The sequence below is a fragment of the Vibrio kasasachensis genome (assembly GCF_050337565.1).
Classification (GTDB): Bacteria; Pseudomonadota; Gammaproteobacteria; order Enterobacterales; family Vibrionaceae; genus Vibrio; species Vibrio kasasachensis.
This window is the reverse complement of record NZ_JAKJTB010000011.1, coordinates 51,140-68,629: the sequence shown is the minus strand read 5'-3', so window position 1 is coordinate 68,629 and position 17,490 is coordinate 51,140. Positions and strand designations below refer to the sequence as shown.

Here is a 17,490-nt window from a genome sequence, read left to right as displayed (position 1 = left end):
TGTATAATAGTATGTATCTCTATTGAGACATAATAAGTTTTAGGAAGACAAGTTTGAGAAAATCAGCCAAACACCTGCACCCGTCGTTATCATTCGACAAGGCTCCATCTGATGTATTTATGAATTTTGAAGCGTTCTTATCGAATACAGAAACGCGAGTGCATAGCCATCCATGGGGGCAAGTGCAATTGATCAGTGGCGGTATTCTTGAGATGGAAGTGGAAGATACACGCTTTCTCGCACCTCCCCATTTAGCTATCTGGGTGCCGCCGGGTGTGATGCATACCAGTTACAATCGCAAACCATTATCTTACTGTTCCTTGAACGTTTCAATGCACCTGACGGAAAGTTTCCCAGATAAAACCAGTTTGATTCGCGTGACACCGATAGCCTCAACAATTATTGATGACTTTAGAACTCGACGAATCAATGTTGCCCAGAGCGAAGCGGATAAACGCTTAGTACAAGTATTATTAGATCAGCTTGCGACACGAGATACGCAACACCATTTCTTACCCTCGACGGATAACAAATACCTTGCGCCAATTTTGTCTGCTGTTGAAGAAGATCCTACCGATACAACCAGTTTGTGTGTGTGGGCGGAACGTGTCCATACAACTGAGCGCACGCTGGCTCGCCACTGCCAAGCCGATTTGGGTATGAGTTTTACAGAATGGCGCTTGAGAGTTCGCTATCTCTACTCGATGGATTTGCTACAAAAAGGGCATTCTGTCAAAGAAGTCGCACTCACGTTGGGTTACAACCAAGCCAGCCCATATATTGCAATGTTTAAGAAATACTCCGGACAAACCCCAGAGCAATATAAAAATAAATTGATTGGCTGATTTCATCCAAATACTCAGGTGATGTTTGCAAAATAACTTATATCTATAGCACTCCTTTCTACGGATAAATATAGGTTCCATCTCTCGCCAAAATCAGTACCCAATCGAGCAAGATATTGCCCAGTCAGGCAACTATTTGCTCACGCTGAGCAAGAAGTTGCCCAAAAATCACATTTATCATCTTAACTTATTGATTTTTAATGCTATGGTTATTGGCATAGTTATTGAGTAGTAATGTGTATACCTACATATTATTGATCACATAACGGGGTGACTCTGTGTCGTATAAAGTGGTGCCAACCTCTGAATTAATGGCTTACGAGTTTAGCCAAGTCGAAGCCGATTTTACTCCTCTTTCCCAATCAGAATTAGCGGGCGTCATACCCTCTAAAATGGGTATCGACAAGTTCAAAGACCAATTGCGTGAAGGGCACCTCGCACTGTTAAATGATTGCCCATCAGTCCCAATGTTTATCAATGAATCTGCTTCATCCGGAGTCAAAACATGGGCAATCAACACACAAGCGACAGATATTATCACCCCTTCTGCACGCCATGCTTTTGTATCACGTACTAAAATGAACGGTTTTGTTGGCGGCGGTGGTTCAGGCAACTTAAACCCCGCAGCGCCTATGCCACCGTACACACCAGAGCCAGTCATTCCTTCTGCGGCAGAAACCCCCGCTGCACTCAACTACGAATATTGCTTCGAAGTGGGTTGCAGTGAAGATACCTTGCGCAGCGAAGCGCATACCCAATTTGCGCTTGGGAAAACAGAAAAAGAAACCTTACTTGGTGATTGGCAAACCAGCAAAACAGCGCAAGGAACCTTGTACAAAGTACACGCGGCAGAAAACGAGCCGAAACGTTTGGCGGTGAGCATTGGCAGTGCGCGTTTAGGGCTTAGCCCTCACCAGCCAGTGGCGGTAAACAGCATCAATTCAAACCTAGCAAACGAAGCGTTTATTCCAATTATTCCGACGGTCAAAAGAGGTTTACGATTAGGGTTGCCGACGCAAGGCTATTTTTACCATTTTCATGAAAAACGACTGATTCAGGAATACCGTGTTATCGGTGACGGAAATTGGAGTTTTTACGCCACTAAAACCACATCAACGGCGTTAAACCCAGAGCGGGGGTATAACAAAAACCAAACCGCCATTTTGGTGTATTGGAAGCTGGCAGGGAAAGTAGTTGAAGACCAATATCTGGTTTATCTTGATAAACAAATCGAACGTGATGAACTCGACGCCATCAGCGATGCGTGGCTACAAGAACACGGCGTAGAACTGACACTTCCATCGCTATTAGCGGCGATTAAAGAGCCTGCGATATCACGTGGCGACGTTAACCAGCACGTTGAACCAAAGGCCTCTAAAACCGGTTTTCCACCCCAGCCACCTAAAATTTACAACACCATCGCAAACAGCTATTACGACCACCGCGAGCGTTTCCTCAGTGGTGGCACGATCAAATCTTTGAACCAAGCGAGCCTTGGTGCGCTCGACATTGCTTTGGTTCGAGTCAAAGACGTCACGCCTTATAGAGTGTTCGCCAAATCTTGCAACCAGCCTCATGGTTGCGTTGATGCAGGGCATGAATATGAGCCGGTGGATAACTTTGGACCTTGGTCTTTTTTCTTCAGTCAAGCCAATGCTGCCCCTAACCCCGTTGCGGTGGCATCTACCATTCAAACCGCTGAAGCTCTTTCCGCCATGGCGGGCTCTGCTGGTATGGCGGGAAACCCTCAAGAACAACAAGCGCAACAATCCGCAGCGCTGCAACTGGATAGAATGGCAGGCACGCTCAAAGATAAAATTGTAGAAGGCTACCGTTGGCAAGTGGAAGGCATTCAGGCTTTGTTTGCCCTGCAGCAATCATTTTTTGGTGATGATACGCAATACACTGAAGATGAGTTGAGAGAAACGGACACAGTGCAAAGTCGTATTCGAGTGCAGATCACCGAACCAGAAGCCGAAAACCACTACCCAATCGTGCGCGCTTATCACGTTAATGACACGCGTATCCCCGTGAAGTATGTAGGAGAAGAGAACGGTCAGTTGTCGGTTAGTTTGGAAGAAAACGGACCGACGATCTATTGGACGCCGATAGGAGAGGGGGAAGCCAGTTGGCAAAACACGCCTGACCATGATGATGGCTTCGAAAAAGAAGATATACTGGTTACGCCAATCCACTCAAACGATGAAGTGAGCGTTACCACGCTACCGATGCCAGAGGAGCAAGACTGGCGCGATGCGATCTTGGTGTTCCCTGAGAGTTCAGGCATTGCTCCACTTTATGTGGTGTACCAGCTAAGAGATGAAAAAGGCCGTTACGCATCATCAGGAGAACCAAAATCGGCGTTACAGCGCCCTTCATTACGAGCTGAAACGAAAAGGCAGATTGAAGCGAATGCGAGGACGGATGTTAATGGTAATTTTATTGACCGAGATGGTAATGTTCTGACCGATTGGCATTATGGTCACAAGTCTGGTGTTGAAAATCGCAGAGTGATTACAGCCGCGGATGAGTTGGGCATGACGCAAGAGCAACTCAATGATTTTATGAACACTCGTCCGGATTATTATCAAATTGAAGATAGGATCACCAACCTCAGTCATGTAAATGAAAAGCCGGGGAAAGATCAATTAAATGATATCCTTGCAGATATGCGAAGATTCTTAAAGAAGAGGCAACAAAAATGAGTTATGTAGATTCACCTGAATTCAAATTCTATGAAGCTCTGAGAGATGGAGAAATTGATGAAGTAGTCGCCTTTCAAAAACAAGGTATTGACGTTTTAAAAGTGACCGGAAATGATAAGTGGACTTATTTACATCAGATGTTTATGTCTACATCTCCAGACCCAGAAGACAGAACCCCGATTGCTACGATTCAATTTCTGATTGACCAAGGCTTAGATGTCAACGCAATAGATAGTTATGGCAACACGCCTCTGATTTATGCAGTACGCCAACGTAATGTTGAAGGGATACGCTTATTACTTGAAAACGGTGCGGATAAACTGATTGAGCATGAAAATAATGATGGCGTTAGCGCATTACGAATGGGATTTGACCAGAAGCCTTATGTATATGATGTATTTAAAGCGCTTCTAGATTTTGGAGGGAACCCAAACACACAGAATAAAAATGGTAAGACTCTAAAAGATCTGCTAGATATAATCGCGGATGTCGACCCCGAAATACATGCACTGTTTAAAAAATATTAGATTAAACCGATATTTATTTCTGAAAGCGCCTTTAATTGGCGCGTAACAGATAATGCCCATCATCGCTCAGTCGCGTTATAGGAACCCAATTATTAGTGCAATGCTAATGGGTTTCCAGCCTACGACTATCTAATCTTTCTTCAATCAAGCCAATGCTAACCCCGTTGCGGTGGCATCTACCATTCAAACCGCAGAAGCTCTTTCCGCCATGGCGGGCTCTGCTGGTATGGCGGGAAACCCTCAAGAACAACAAGCGCAACAATCCGCAGCCTTGCAACTGGATAGGATGGCAGGCACGCTCAAAGATAAAATTGTAGAAGGCTACCGTTGGCAAGTGGAAGGCATTCAGGCTTTGTTCGCCTTGCAGCAATCATTTTTTGGCGACGATACGCAATACACTGAAGATGAGCTGAGATAAACGGACACGGTGCAAAGCCGTATTCGAGTGCAGATCACCGAACCAGAAGCCGAAAACCACTACCCAATCGTGCGCGCTTATCACGTTAATGACACGCGTATCCCCGTGAAGTATGTGGGGGAGGATAACGGCCAGTTGTCGGTTAGTTTGGAAGAAAACGGACCGACGATTTATTGGACGCCGACAGGCAAGGGGGAAGCCAGTTGGCAAAACACGCCTGACCATGATGATGGCTTCGAAAAAGAAGATATACTGGTTACGCCAATCCACTCAAACGATGAGGCGAGCGTTACTACGCTACCGATGCCAGAGGAACAAGACTGGCGCGACGCGATCTTGGTGTTCCCAGAGAGTTCAGGCATTGCTCCACTTTATGTGGTTTATAAAGAAGGTCCGCGAGATAAGCCGGGTGTTGTAACAGGACAAGGACGAGATGTAGAGTGGCAAGATGGTTACTGGCTTGGTGACGCAGCTAACTCAGGGCAAGGGCAGTATATACCGACGAAAATTGCAGATGCGTTGCGAGGGAAAGAATTTAAAAAATTTTCTGACTTGCAAACTGCTATCTGGAAAGAAGTCGTTCATCATCCGGAACTAATGGAACAATTTGATAAGCGTTCTTTAACTCAGATTCGAAATGGAAACGCCCCTTTCTGTATAAGGTCTCAACAGTCAGAAAGCGGTAGAAGGGGGCGTTTTGAAATTCATCACGTTAAGCAGATTCAGCATGGTGGCGAAGTGTATCACATTGATAATTTGAGAATTAATACAGCCAGAAATCATATAAGGATACATTCTAATGCGAGATAGTTTACACGATTATACAGAGCAAGAGTTTTTAGAATTACTTCTAGAATCAGAAGCGGACGACTTTGATCCTGAGAAGCTAGACGAACTTGTTGCGTTTCTTAATACAAAGGTTAGTCATCCTAGTGGTAGTGACTTAATTATGTATCCAACAATGCTAGGTCTTGGAGATAGCTCTGAGGCTGCGGTGCATGAAATTAAACGGTGGTATGCGGATCAAGACTTACCTTGCTTTAAGATATAAAGCCATATATCCCAAATAGGTTTACTGGCAATGTTTTTTGACGTTTTAGCAACCTAAACGCCCGCTAAATAGTTGGCGTTTGGGTATGTGAAGGGCATGCTATTGATGCTTGTTCAATCAATTGACCAAGTTCATCTTACAGAAAGTTATTTATGGATTTCTAATCTACAGCCCTAAATCTGAAGGTTATTGCCCATTTTCTGAAAAGATTTACTGTAATTAATAGTTTCTACCTTTGGTTAAATGCCAGCCTTCACCGTATTTGCATTCATATACTTTTAAGTCAATTCCTTGTTCGTAAAAAATGATTTTTGCTCTAAGCTTCGCATCTTTACGCGTCCGGTAAGAATTCTTGTATTCGCCGTTCGCGGCTGTACACCAGCTACATTTTTTACAGGGTGTCATCCTAGACTTTGGTGATAAATGCCAGTGACTGCATTTTTTGCATTTATACTGTATCAATTCATTGCCATAAACATCTTTAGAATACTCTGATGCTATTTGTGCTTCAAACTCAGTATAATAAATACTTAATGGTTTCCCCGATGATTTTCCAAAACAAGAATCACTTTTCATACCTGTACCTCATCACAAGTGTTTGATGAGCTTTCGGCATAGTAACGAGACATAAAGCGATTACAGTTGAAGTTGATTTGATTCAGTGCCGTCTCAACGCCTACATCACCAATTCGTTCACTGTAGATATAGCCTGACATACCTTTGGTGTTTTGGTAAAAGCGTCCATTGGGATCAATCATCAAGTATGACTCAGTCATAGTGTTGTTTGACTCAGAAGAGATTAGTAAACCTTTATCTGAATGACGTTCAATAAAACTATTAAATTGTTCATCAGAAATTAATAGGTCATTCGGACCACCGGGCATTACCTGAAGAACCTTCCATTTATCAGGCTCTACACATGAGATTAACGGAGATAAATCTTCTTCCCAGTTCAGAGCATTTACAACGGTGTTAATTTTGGTTCTTAAGTCTTTTTGTGTAAGTGATAGCTGTTCGATTGCTAGCTTTAATTCATCTATGTTTAATGAATTACCCTTGCGGTCAATCCGGCCCAACTCTTTTCTGACATGATAATATTGACTGTCGAAACTGATGCCGATCATGTCTAGAGTGTTTTTTGGAAGTGTAAAGCGGCGTTTTAGCAGATAGCTACCATTAGTAATAATTGATGTTTTAAATCCTTTTTGTTTCGCCATCATTAACGCTGATGAAAATGGGTGTCCTAACATCATTGGTTCGCCACCAGCAAAATTTAAACGTACATCCTTGTAATCGAGAGTTCTTTTTATCTCGGGATTGCCATGAATGAAATAGTTAGCTAGTTCATCGAGTAATTTTTCGATAGATGTTAATGAACGATTCAGTTCGTTAGGTTTTCCCCATTTTGCAAAACAATAGGTACAGTTATAGTTGCATGTCTCAGTAATGTGCCAGTTGATTACTAGTTCATTTAACTGCTTACAGGTTGTTAAGTTGCCAGTTTTTGTTACAAAGTGATTTGTTGTACGCATACGTATACTCCTTGACAGGCCTGCTCTTGCAGACCGTAAAGTTTTTACATGGCGGACGGAAAACGTCAGAGTAGGAGCATCAGGCTCCAGTACACCAAGATTTAGATGAATGAATTAAAAGTAATTTATGGGTTGCGCATTAAGTTGCGTCTAGATTTGATGGCGTCCTCATAGTTTATCGCCAGACCTAGTTCTTGTCGTTGGCAGATAAGTAGCCACCATTCAGCAGCAATAATGCCTCGTTTTAAACTTGGAATAGTAGGACTCTTTTTCGCTTTTCTACGGACAGCTTTGTAACACTCGCTGGCAATTGCGCGTACATCAGGATCAGGGTCTGACTGTTTGATGAAATACACGGCCTTATGTACTTTTCCATTTAGATCAAACCCTAACTCAGTCAAAGCTTTTAAGTATCCCTGACGCCAAATTGAAGATTGCTCTACTATCTGCTCCGCAGTGTATTGCTTGTCTTTAGCTTTCTCTCCCTTGCGAAGGCGCAAACGGCTCAGACAAAACTCTACTAACTCATTAGTGCATGTGCCATATGGATCCAGTAGATTTTTTAAATGCTGTTCTGCTGGTTCGGTCAACCCAACATCTAGGTGTTTTTGAAACAGTTTAGGTGCAAGATCACTCGCTGGAACATACCACTGAGTTGATTTACTGTTGTTGAATAGGCTTCCCCAAGAAATCGATTCATCAGAAAGCGGTAGGCCATAAGTGCGCATTAGTAGCAGGCGATGACGAAAGGATTTGTTAGGTTGTAAGCGATCGAGCTTTTCTAGCAGTTGTTTGAGTTGATCGTCATGCCCTTCCTGTTCTTCAGGTTCTCCTGCACTGGATACTTTTTGTCTTAAAATGCCTATACTTTTATCGATATATGGAAGTAGATTTTGCTCGTGTAAACAACGAGTAGCTGTGATAGTCCACTCTGGGATTAACGTTTTAGGGAAATTATCTATTTCTGGAAGCTTATTTAACAGTCCACGCCACCATTCAGAACAGGTCAAACTAAACTCGGCAGATTCCCCTCTTCTTACAGGGGGAATGGCCGACAAAACATGAAGTTGCTCTTTAACTTCTCGCGCACTAATGTTTGCCAAGAAAAGATCTTTCCAAATACCAAAAAACGCTTCGCATACCCATCTCTCTGAGCTGTTAGGCAATTCTGGCGACCTTTTCTTGTTACTTAAAATACGTTCAAAATCTTGCTGAATCGACCATTTGATCCATGTTTCTAACTGCCTCGAGTCCAACTGAGAACACAAATTTTCCAACTCGCTCTTAAGACGAATATTTAGTTCTTCAAAACAGGGGGCCTCCCAATCTAATTCGTTGTAAAGATGGTGGGATATATCGTTAAAATATCGCTCTAATTGATTGGACCACAGTTCAGATTCGGAAATTGAAGCATTGTCTAAGTTGAAATTGAGAAGTAGATGTTTATTAAGTTCTCGCTTTGTGTTGATGAGCCAGTTAGATAGAGAATTGTTGGCTTCTTCATCGTCATTCTGTCTAACTAGTTCCTCAAGCTTTTTCCATGGGGTTCCCCAGAAAAAATCAGATAAGTCAGAAGAAATACGCCCTATTTCAGCATCATGTTTGATCCATGCTTTTAAGAAATCTAGACCTAGTTGAATAGATTGGGTATCTTCACTGGGACAGTTGGAGCTATCGTTTGATGAAGCTAGAGATAGTAGTCCTTTAACTAAGGTTGAGTCGTCAGAGTGGTATCTTAAACGGTCAAACGTAGGAGCTATAAAGTACAAGCAATCCCAAAGAATGTGTAATCTCTCATTTCCATTTAGAGAGCAGAATGCTTTATCATTAAAGAACTCTTTGGTGAAAAAAAACTCATCACCATAGTGATTTCGAATAAACCAAGCATATGAGTGAAGATGTCTTTCTATTCCCGCTTTGTAGAAATCGTAAGGAGATGTTGGGAAATACATAACTCCCACATCAGTCAAAAATTTGAAAAGCAATGACTCTCTATAAGAATCGTCATCACGAAATGGTTGTAGCCGAAAACGTGTGTTTATATTTTGGCAAAACGCAAGCGCTACGCATTTTCCTGCTTCAGAGCTCTGCTCGTTAGCAGTAGTCAATGCATCTTCAAGACGTGAAGAGTTATAAAAAACATCAATCCAGTTTTCTGAAAAGTGTTTAATCAATAACGTTCGTAAATTGTCTTTTACTTCAAACTCGTCGAGTGCTTGTACGAAGCGTTCGACGGGATCTTTTTTTTCATCGAGGGAGCGAGTGCCAAATGGCGCATCAATCCTGCACATAGTTTTCTCCAAAAAAATGGGAGTTAGGTTTCACATAAAGAATGAACCGGAGCAATGTCCGGGTTTGCAGCTGAAACCTCCCGTGCAACAGAGGGGGAGCGGAAAAGTGAGTAACATACTCGGTAGCCGACTGCAATTTGCTCATGAACACTATGTATATTTTTTACTACTGTCAATGCATTGGCGCTAATTTTTATAATATTGAGAATTTAAGCGGGTTTTTTCATTACGTTATTTGCATTAACGTTGAGTTGTATTTATCGATGAAGTTTATGTCCTTTTGTATTTCAAGAGAACTTTGCACACTGTTGACTGACATGGGCAGGCTGTATGGCTAGAGTTTCGAGTGAATGGTGCATTAGTATCATTCGAATATAATATACCAAACAAATATTGTGATAATTTAGATTAAAATCAGTTGGTTATTGGTTTTAGTATAATGAGTGTTATAAATTTATATATTGATTTCAGCGACATTTTTGATGTTTGCAAAATAACTTTTTGCAAACATCAAATTGGAAGGCTTTTATAGTAGTGAAGTTATCCGAGTTCACTCTGTAATATGAAGTTCGCAACAAGGTTTTGCCCAGCCCCTTCATCGATGGAATTTTTACCTTTGGTACTTTATACCTCAAAAGTGCCCCATTGTGTGTTTCGTCCATTTAGAGTTAGAGACGCTCATGCCAAACGTGCACCAATTTTCCTAATCTGAATTTGTCTACAAATCCTAGGTCTTACCATAGTGATGTTCTTCCTTCATTTTGAGTCTGTCCCGAACAAATCATTCTTCACTTTATCAAAGCATCGACGTCTAGCAAAGGAACATCACTACTGATAATTTCATAAATAAAGCATTGATTTTAAATATTTTTATGTTCTAACATTGAAATCGCAGAAATAGCCCTTAGATAGTATATGGTCACTAAATAACCTACCTTTTAGAGGGATTTATGAACAAGAAAACCACATCCAAGAAGGTGGCATCGAAGGCTGCTAAAACCCTTTCAGACCCTAAAGCGTCAAAAATCAAAAAGTCTTTAGCTGCTAGTGCGATGTCACAAGCAGACAAGGACAAGCAAACTGGCAAGGAGATGGAAACCAAAGCTTCTACCGTCCTCCAAAGCGACAAATACAGCGAAGAAACCAAAGAGTTCGCTGCGTCCGTCCTGTCTCAATCCAACAAGAAACGTTAAGGAATCACGCGATGACCGTTTGCAATAACGCGCATAGAGAATGGCCTTTTTTCGAATCACTTCCCCATGACCAAAGTGGCGCGGGTCGTCATAAGTGTAGTGGCTGCGCATATGAAAGGGGTTATCAAGCGGGTCTAGAACGCTCAGAAAATTTAAATCTAGATATTGACTCACTACCAGAAAGCCAAGCAGGCACCGTGCGCCACAAAAGCCCTCACGCTGCATTTGCAATGGGCTATCAAGACGGTGTTCACGCATCATACCGAAACGAAGGTTAAAGGATAGTGAATGAAAGCAGAATATAGCGCATATGACTTTGCGAAAAGTAGGGAGCGCATTGATGAAATTCTAAAAGGCGCTGACGCAGACTACAAAGACAAGGACTCGATACCATCTCGCGATGATTTGACCTTTACTAATGGCTTTAACGTTAAATGCTCTGCTTTGTTTGTTGACATCAGAGGCTCCAAGGCTATCAATGCAAAGCACACCAAGCCCGTACTTGCGAAAATTTATAAAACATATATTTCTGAATTAGTTGCGATTATGAAGAATCACCCAAAAGTTAGCGAGATTAGCATAGAGGGAGATTGTGTTTGGGGGATCTTCGATACCCCCAATAAGAGTGATATAGATAAAGTGTTCAATATCGCTTGCGAGGTAGCCTCTCTCATTGATGTGCTAAATATCAAGTTGAGGAAAAAGAAATATTCAGAACTGACCGTTGGCATAGGAGCTGCTTGGGGAAGCTCTCTACTCATAAAGTCAGGATACAAGGGTAGCGGCATAAATGAAGTGGTTTGGCTTGGCAACCTAGTTAGTGAGGCGGCAAAGCTGTGTGGTTATGGAAACAAAACGGTCGGAGACCGCGAAATAATGGTCTCAAACAATTTCCATCACAACTTAAATAATCACAACAAAGGTTTGTTTAAGAAAAACGACAATCGAGACTGTTACCATGGCAACGTAATCAATACTATTATGAACGAGTGGGTCAAGAACAATGGATAGTAAGTCAGGTTTTATCATGGCTGCAATCCAAGACTGCCAAGCAACAATTCGCGCTACGGATGTCAAAGTTGGTGCGCTGTTGGCTGGTTTGCTTTTACCATTTTCACAGATATCTCAGATATGGAAGTATCTAGACCAACTATCTACCCTTCTAGAGTATAATGCAGTTACCTACATCTTTTTCGTCCTTTGGTTTCTCGCGATATGCTCACTTGTTAGGACAATCTCAGCGATAGATAACCCCGTAAACCACATCGTAAATGAGAGCACATGTAAAGGTGCTTTCTACGGTGGTGGACTGTATCGTTTCGAATTTCTTGATTCACTTCTAAACAGAGAAATCATCAAGGCTGACAAGGATATAGCAAACTTTGCAGCAACGTATCCCGATACACCAGATGACATTGAGTTAGAGCTGTCTTTCGAGCACATGAAATTGATTTATATACGCGAAATTAAGATGCATCGACTAGCCTTCTCGCTTAAAGTTACCGCCCTATGGTTCATAGTCGGTACTTGTGCATTTTTGTACCTAAAATCAATTAAATAATAGAAATACGACCTTATTGGGGGTTACTTTGGGCTTGTAATTGTTCTCTTTACACGCTAATCAATCGGTTAGGTAATGTCATTTTTATCCGATAACCTACTAACATGTAAGATACCGAAGGTTGGTCATGGCAGTTTGCAATACTCTAACTAATCCGTAATTTACTAACTTAGCAAACTTTGAAACTCATTTTTGTCCAACTCCGAGTCAGCGAGAGCTGCGCTGTGTTGTGATCACCAAGCGACTTTGTCATGTTTGTAGTCACCCATAGAAAGAAGAGTGGTTACAAACGTTAGAGCTTTTTTGAGTACATATGTAATTTCCTACGCTGGGCGACTTAATAGGGGGACGTCGGTTTTTGTTTTTGTTAGCTAAATATTAATTGAGATTCATTCTCATATTGATTGAGCGTGCTGTTACGTTATAACATAACAATACGTTCAATCATCAAGGATATGTAGTTAATGAAAAGTAGGATTTTTGCACTAGCAGCCATTGCGGTTGTTGCCACTCTTGGTATCAGGCAGTTTAGCCAACCTGAAACCCAGCCAGCGTTAAAGATCTCTGGGCCGTTCGAGTTCTCTAGCCAAGATTTATCAAAAGATGGCTATATGTTCACTCGTATGCAAGTGGTCGAGTCTTTGGTCGCGATCAATAAAAAAGGTCAGGTGGAGCCGCAATTGGCTGTTGCTTGGTCAGTCAGCCCCGATGATCTCACATGGACATTTGAGTTACGCGAAGGCGTTACTTTCCATGATGGTTCGAAGTTAGACGCCGCGGCGGTAAAAAATGCATTAAAGAATGCGATGGCAAAACCTGGTGTTATCAAACGTGCCCCAATTACTGAGATAGCAACAGATGGCGATCAACTTATTATTCAGCTATCTAAGCCCTATAACCCCATGCTAACGGTATTGGCTCACTACACTGTCGCGATTGCATCGCCTAACAGTTATAACCAAGAGGGGGTTGCTACTTCATTGGCGGGCACAGGTCCTTACCAGATTGAAGAGCTCGTACCGCCGCACAAGATTCATGTTACGCGTTACGATAATTATTGGGGTGAGAAAGCCAAGATTGAGAAAGTGCAGTATCTTGCTGGTCACCGTGCTGAAAGCCGTGCTTTGTTGGCACAGACAGGGCAAGCGGATATCGTTTACACACTCGACCCTGCCAGTGTTGCTCCTCTGCAGCAAACTGACACAGTCGAAATTGTACGCGAATCAATTCCACGTACTATCTTGCTAAAACTTAACAATGAACACCCTTACTTAAATTCTTACCAAACACGCCAAGCACTGAGCTTAGCGTTAGACCGTTCAGGGATTTCTCAGCAAATTATTCGCATGCCGGGCTCTGAAGCTTACCAACTGTTTGCTCCTTCTTTAGGGGCTTGGCACATTGAGAAGTTTACTCAAACCTCGCGCGATCTCGTTAAAGCCAAAGAATTACTGACATCTCAGGGTTGGCAGGTGAATGAGCAGGGGATGCTTGAGCGTGATGGTCAGCCTTTTGTGGTTAACCTAACGACTTATTCCGATCGCCCAGAGTTACCTGTAGTGGCGACGGCTATCCAAGCACAACTCAAGGAAGTTGGAATTGAGGTTGATATCAGTATTGATAACTCGAGTGCCATCCCTGCTAAACACCAAGATGGCACCATTGAGCTTGGATTAGTGGCTCGAAACTTTGGAGCAACGGTTGACCCACTAGCACTCCTTTTGAAAGATTTTGCAGAGCATAAAGGCAGCGACTGGGGACCGACTAATTGGTCTTCAGCAGAATTTAGCCAATTGCTTAACCGTTTAAGTACGACTAAAGATGCAGCAAGTTATCAGCAACAAGCTCAGCAAGCCTCGCAAATTTTGGCGAAAAAAATGCCGCTTATCCCCATTACGTTCTACACCCAACTTGTGGCAGTTAATAAGAAAGTGGGCAACTTTAGCTTTGACCCCTTTGAGATCAACTACCGCATTTCAGAGATGACGCTGAATGATTAATATCTTACTTAGACGGATCTTCCAAGCCACATTGGTGGCTTGGAGCATCGGCACTTTAACTTTTATCATAATGCGTCTGTTGCCTGGTGATTTTGCATTCCGTATCGCGGCAGGGCGTTATGGTTATGATTATGTCGATTCAGACGCAGCAAAAGCGGTCAGTGCTGAGCTAGGGCTAGATCGCGCAGGTCATGAGCTTTATTTGCAGTGGCTTTGGGATTTACTTCAGTTTGATCTTGGTAACTCTTTAATTAGTGGTGCCCCTGTGATTGAAGAGATTCAGCATCAGCTTGGTCACTCATTACTGTTAGCCGTAGTTGCGTTACTGCTTTCTGCTTTGATTGCGATTCCAATCGGGGTTTATTGTGGCAAACATGCCAACTCCACGGCGGATAAGTGGGTCTTGATAATCTCGGTATTTGTTCGAGCTCAGCCAGTGTTTGTGATTGGCTTGGTTATGATCATCATCTTTGCTCTGCATTTAGGCTTGTTTCCGGTGGTTGGCTTCGGAACCGCTGCGCATTTGTTTTTACCGGGTTTAACGTTAGCGCTGTCGCTCGCCGCCATGTCCAACCGTTTGATCCGCAATGCCACGCGTAGTGCCATTAATGCGCCGTATTTCAAGTTTGCTCGATTGAAAGGGTTGAGTTTTGAACAAGCGTTTCAGCAACACGCGCAGCGCCATATTGCCATCCCTATTGTGACCTTTCTTGCTATACAGACGATTGGTCTGATGGAAGGCATCATAATGATAGAGTCATTATTCTCTTGGCCGGGAATTGGTCATGCGTTGGCGCATGCCATTTTTGCCCGAGATATTCCAATGATCCAAGGTACAGCTCTTGTTATGGGGTTATTGTTTGTTGCGATCAATACCTTCATTGACCTTGTGACTTATCAACTTGACCCTCGCCAACAACAGGAGGTCGCGCAATGAAATTACTCCCAAAGCAAGTCATTGGGATGGCGATCATTGGCGCGGCGCTATTGCTTGTGATCGTTGAAAAATTAATATTTAGCTCAGACCCTGCCGTACAACAATTGTCGCAGGTTTTTGCCACTGCTGATTTAGCAGAACCTTTAGGACGCGATCATTTGGGTCGCAGTAACTTTGCGCGCTTGAGTGATGCGATTGTGACCTCTTTATCGTTAGCATGGTTAAGCGTTCTCACTTCAGCAGCCCTTGGTATTGCTGCGGGTGTACTTGCTGGTTGGCGAAGAGGGTGGTGGGATAGAAGCTTCTCGTTTGTGATGAATATTATTCTCGCCATGCCCGGCTTAATCTTGGTGCTGTTGTTTGCGGCGCTTGTACCAGGCTCTTTTACTATCTTATATGTCGCAATTGCTTTAATCCTTTGGGTTGAGTTTTTCCGTGTGGTGCGCAACCGAACCTTGTCATTGGTCAATTCGCCAGAAGTCGAAGCCTCTGTGTTGTATGGTTTTGGTTCTTGGTATGTGTTCAAGCGCCATATTTGGTCGCATTGCCGTCAAGATGTGTTCATGCTGTGTTGCTTTGGTGCTGGAAACACAATTTTAGCGTTAGCTTCACTGGGTTTCTTGCATGTCGGTCTTAAGCCACCAGAAGCAGAGCTTGGCCTAATGATGGTCGAGCTATTTCGCTATTATCAAGTTGCGCCTTGGGTACTGGCTCAGCCATTGATTGCCTTGTTTGTGTTGGTGCTCGGTTTCCACTTATTGGCGAGCGGAGAAAAGTCATGAGTCATTTAATCCGGGTTGAGTCGTTGTCTGTATCAACCAAACAGAGTGTGTTAGTTGAACCGGTCAGTTTTTCGTTAGATAGAGGCAGACCACTGACAATTCTTGGCGAAACGGGAGCGGGGAAAAGTTTGATTGCCGCCGCGCTCACCGGTACTTTGCCGAAAGAGCTGCAAGCGAGTGGGCAGGTATTCTTAACTGGTCGATTAGTTAGCGATAAAGAGTTGCAATTGACTTGGGGCCGGCAGATTGCTTTGCTACCTCAAGAGCCTTGGCTTGCACTCGATCCTATTATGCCAGTCCATAAGCAAATTGAAGAAGTTCATACCTTGGTTAACGACCAGCAAGCCACGCTCGCTAAATTCCACACCGAGCAAGCTTTGCAAAGTATGAATCTTAGCCATGCGAAAAGTAAATATCCTTTCCAGCTTTCAGGTGGAATGGCGCAGCGAATTGCCTATTTGTGCGCAACTCAAGCGGGCGGTGAGCTATTGTTAGCGGATGAACCAACCAAGGGGCTTGACCGAGCACATTGTCATATTGTCGGTGATATGTTGGTTGAGCATGCCAAACTTGGAGGATTAATCACGATCACCCATGATATTGAGTTAGCGCAAAGGCTAGGCGGTGACATCATAGTGATGAAACAAGGCAAAGTAATGGAATCAGGCAATGCACTCGATGTACTTGCTAACCCTGTGTCTGAATATGCTAAACAGTTGATTGAATCGAGCCCTCAGTATTGGCCTAAACGCAAATCTGCCCAACAAGATAAAGCATTATTGAGTGTTGATAGACTCTCGCTAAGGCGAAATCAATCGACTCTGTTCGACGATGTATCTTTATCGCTTGCTCAGGGTGAGGTATTGGGAATATGTGGTCAAAGTGGTTGTGGCAAAACCAGTTTGGCTGATGCCTTATTGGGGTTATTGACGCCTGCGAGCGGCGAGATTGTCTTTCATCAACCGATAGCGGTTGGGCAAAAGCTCAAGCTGTATCAAGATCCACCTAGTGCCTTTCCGGCTCATGTTACGCTCACGCAATTATTGAATGACTTACAGCGCATTTATCCTTTTGAGCAGGCTGATGTTTCACCACTTATGACACGGCTTAAGCTAGATATGAGTTTGCTTGAACGCACGCCAAGGCAGATCTCGGGTGGTGAGTTACAACGTTTTGCTATCTTGCGTGCGCTGCTGATGAAACCAAAGTTATTGATTGCAGATGAGCCTACATCGCGTCTTGACCCGATCACCGCAGCAGAAACTCTACAATTGCTAACCTCTCTCGCGGCTGAGCAGCAATGTAGTTTGCTGCTCATCGGTCATGATGAAATCGCCCTTGAAAAGCTTTGCGACAAGGTAATAAACCTTAACTACTATGCTTCAGATGCAGTCTCTGTCAATGCTGTCTTTGTTTAACTCAAATATCTGAACTGATAGACACGCGTAAGAGTGACGGGATTGGTTTGATGTGTAGACCGAGCTGTGGCATGTTTGTAGTTACCCATAGAAAGTATGAGAAAGTATGAGTAACTACAAACGTTAGAGCTTGATTGAGAATGTATATAATTTTCTTACGTCGTCCGAAGTGACATTTTTAACAGTCAAATTTTTAACATTCAATAAATGGACGCGGCATAACTTCAGGG

General features: G+C 43.1%; 17 protein-coding genes. 14 read left to right on the top strand and 3 right to left on the bottom strand.

Annotated elements, in window-relative coordinates:
* Nucleotides 1-53 precede the first annotated feature (53 nt).
* The 6 genes from L4C38_RS07240 to L4C38_RS07215 all read left to right on the top strand — a co-directional run bounded on the left by L4C38_RS07240 (nucleotide 54) and on the right by L4C38_RS07215 (nucleotide 5,546).
* Nucleotides 54-845: an AraC family transcriptional regulator gene (locus L4C38_RS07240; RefSeq protein WP_428796866.1), complete on the top strand. Its 792-nt coding sequence runs from the start codon at nucleotides 54-56 to the stop codon at nucleotides 843-845.
* Nucleotides 846-1,123: 278 nt separating this feature from the next.
* Nucleotides 1,124-3,550 carry an S-type pyocin domain-containing protein gene (locus L4C38_RS07235; protein ID WP_428796865.1) on the top strand — a complete coding sequence of 809 codons (2,427 nt, stop codon included), beginning with the start codon at nucleotides 1,124-1,126 and terminating at the stop codon, nucleotides 3,548-3,550.
* Nucleotides 3,547-4,077 carry an ankyrin repeat domain-containing protein gene (locus L4C38_RS07230; protein ID WP_428796864.1) on the top strand — a complete coding sequence of 177 codons (531 nt, stop codon included), beginning with the start codon at nucleotides 3,547-3,549 and terminating at the stop codon, nucleotides 4,075-4,077. The genes L4C38_RS07235 and L4C38_RS07230 overlap by 4 nt, the downstream gene beginning before the upstream one ends.
* A gap of 169 nt (nucleotides 4,078-4,246) precedes the next feature.
* Nucleotides 4,247-4,495, top strand: a complete 249-nt coding sequence (locus L4C38_RS07225; protein WP_428796863.1) for a hypothetical protein — start codon at nucleotides 4,247-4,249, stop codon at nucleotides 4,493-4,495.
* Nucleotides 4,496-4,504: 9 nt separating this feature from the next.
* A complete protein-coding gene (locus L4C38_RS07220) occupies nucleotides 4,505-5,305 on the top strand; it encodes an S-type pyocin domain-containing protein (RefSeq protein ID WP_428796862.1) in 801 nt (266 codons plus the stop codon).
* The gene (locus L4C38_RS07215; RefSeq protein ID WP_428796861.1) at nucleotides 5,295-5,546 is read left to right on the top strand and encodes a bacteriocin immunity protein; all 252 of its coding nucleotides are present in this window, start codon (nucleotides 5,295-5,297) and stop codon (nucleotides 5,544-5,546) included. Before L4C38_RS07220 ends, L4C38_RS07215 begins: the two co-directional genes overlap by 11 nt.
* A gap of 219 nt (nucleotides 5,547-5,765) precedes the next feature.
* Here the strand turns inward: L4C38_RS07215 and L4C38_RS07210 are convergent, their stop codons facing one another.
* From L4C38_RS07210 to L4C38_RS07200, 3 genes are all read right to left on the bottom strand, one after another.
* Nucleotides 5,766-6,122, bottom strand: a complete 357-nt coding sequence (locus L4C38_RS07210; protein WP_428796860.1) for a hypothetical protein — start codon at nucleotides 6,120-6,122, stop codon at nucleotides 5,766-5,768.
* Nucleotides 6,119-7,078: a viperin family antiviral radical SAM protein gene (locus L4C38_RS07205; RefSeq protein ID WP_428796859.1), complete on the bottom strand. Its 960-nt coding sequence runs from the start codon at nucleotides 7,076-7,078 to the stop codon at nucleotides 6,119-6,121. Before L4C38_RS07205 ends, L4C38_RS07210 begins: the two co-directional genes overlap by 4 nt.
* A gap of 125 nt (nucleotides 7,079-7,203) precedes the next feature.
* Complete coding sequence (locus L4C38_RS07200; protein WP_428796858.1) at nucleotides 7,204-9,369, bottom strand: hypothetical protein; 2,166 nt, start codon at nucleotides 9,367-9,369, stop codon at nucleotides 7,204-7,206.
* Between the two features lie 950 nt (nucleotides 9,370-10,319).
* Between L4C38_RS07200 and L4C38_RS07195 the strand changes: the two genes are divergently transcribed.
* The 8 genes from L4C38_RS07195 to L4C38_RS07160 all read left to right on the top strand — a co-directional run bounded on the left by L4C38_RS07195 (nucleotide 10,320) and on the right by L4C38_RS07160 (nucleotide 17,260).
* Nucleotides 10,320-10,562: a hypothetical protein gene (locus tag L4C38_RS07195; RefSeq protein ID WP_428796857.1), complete on the top strand. Its 243-nt coding sequence runs from the start codon at nucleotides 10,320-10,322 to the stop codon at nucleotides 10,560-10,562.
* Between the two features lie 11 nt (nucleotides 10,563-10,573).
* Nucleotides 10,574-10,840: a hypothetical protein gene (locus tag L4C38_RS07190; RefSeq protein WP_428796856.1), complete on the top strand. Its 267-nt coding sequence runs from the start codon at nucleotides 10,574-10,576 to the stop codon at nucleotides 10,838-10,840.
* A gap of 10 nt (nucleotides 10,841-10,850) precedes the next feature.
* Nucleotides 10,851-11,573: an adenylate/guanylate cyclase domain-containing protein gene (locus tag L4C38_RS07185; RefSeq protein WP_428796855.1), complete on the top strand. Its 723-nt coding sequence runs from the start codon at nucleotides 10,851-10,853 to the stop codon at nucleotides 11,571-11,573.
* Nucleotides 11,566-12,123, top strand: a complete 558-nt coding sequence (locus tag L4C38_RS07180) for a hypothetical protein (RefSeq protein ID WP_428796854.1) — start codon at nucleotides 11,566-11,568, stop codon at nucleotides 12,121-12,123. The genes L4C38_RS07185 and L4C38_RS07180 overlap by 8 nt, the downstream gene beginning before the upstream one ends.
* 464 nt (nucleotides 12,124-12,587) lie before the next feature.
* Nucleotides 12,588-14,123 carry an ABC transporter substrate-binding protein gene (locus L4C38_RS07175; RefSeq protein WP_428796853.1) on the top strand — a complete coding sequence of 512 codons (1,536 nt, stop codon included), beginning with the start codon at nucleotides 12,588-12,590 and terminating at the stop codon, nucleotides 14,121-14,123.
* Nucleotides 14,116-15,060 carry an ABC transporter permease gene (locus L4C38_RS07170; RefSeq protein WP_428796852.1) on the top strand — a complete coding sequence of 315 codons (945 nt, stop codon included), beginning with the start codon at nucleotides 14,116-14,118 and terminating at the stop codon, nucleotides 15,058-15,060. The genes L4C38_RS07175 and L4C38_RS07170 overlap by 8 nt, the downstream gene beginning before the upstream one ends.
* Nucleotides 15,057-15,842: an ABC transporter permease gene (locus L4C38_RS07165; RefSeq protein WP_428796851.1), complete on the top strand. Its 786-nt coding sequence runs from the start codon at nucleotides 15,057-15,059 to the stop codon at nucleotides 15,840-15,842. Before L4C38_RS07170 ends, L4C38_RS07165 begins: the two co-directional genes overlap by 4 nt.
* Entirely contained in the window at nucleotides 15,839-17,260 is a 1,422-nt protein-coding gene (locus L4C38_RS07160) for an ABC transporter ATP-binding protein (protein WP_428796850.1), read from the top strand. The genes L4C38_RS07165 and L4C38_RS07160 overlap by 4 nt, the downstream gene beginning before the upstream one ends.
* Nucleotides 17,261-17,490 lie beyond the last annotated feature (230 nt).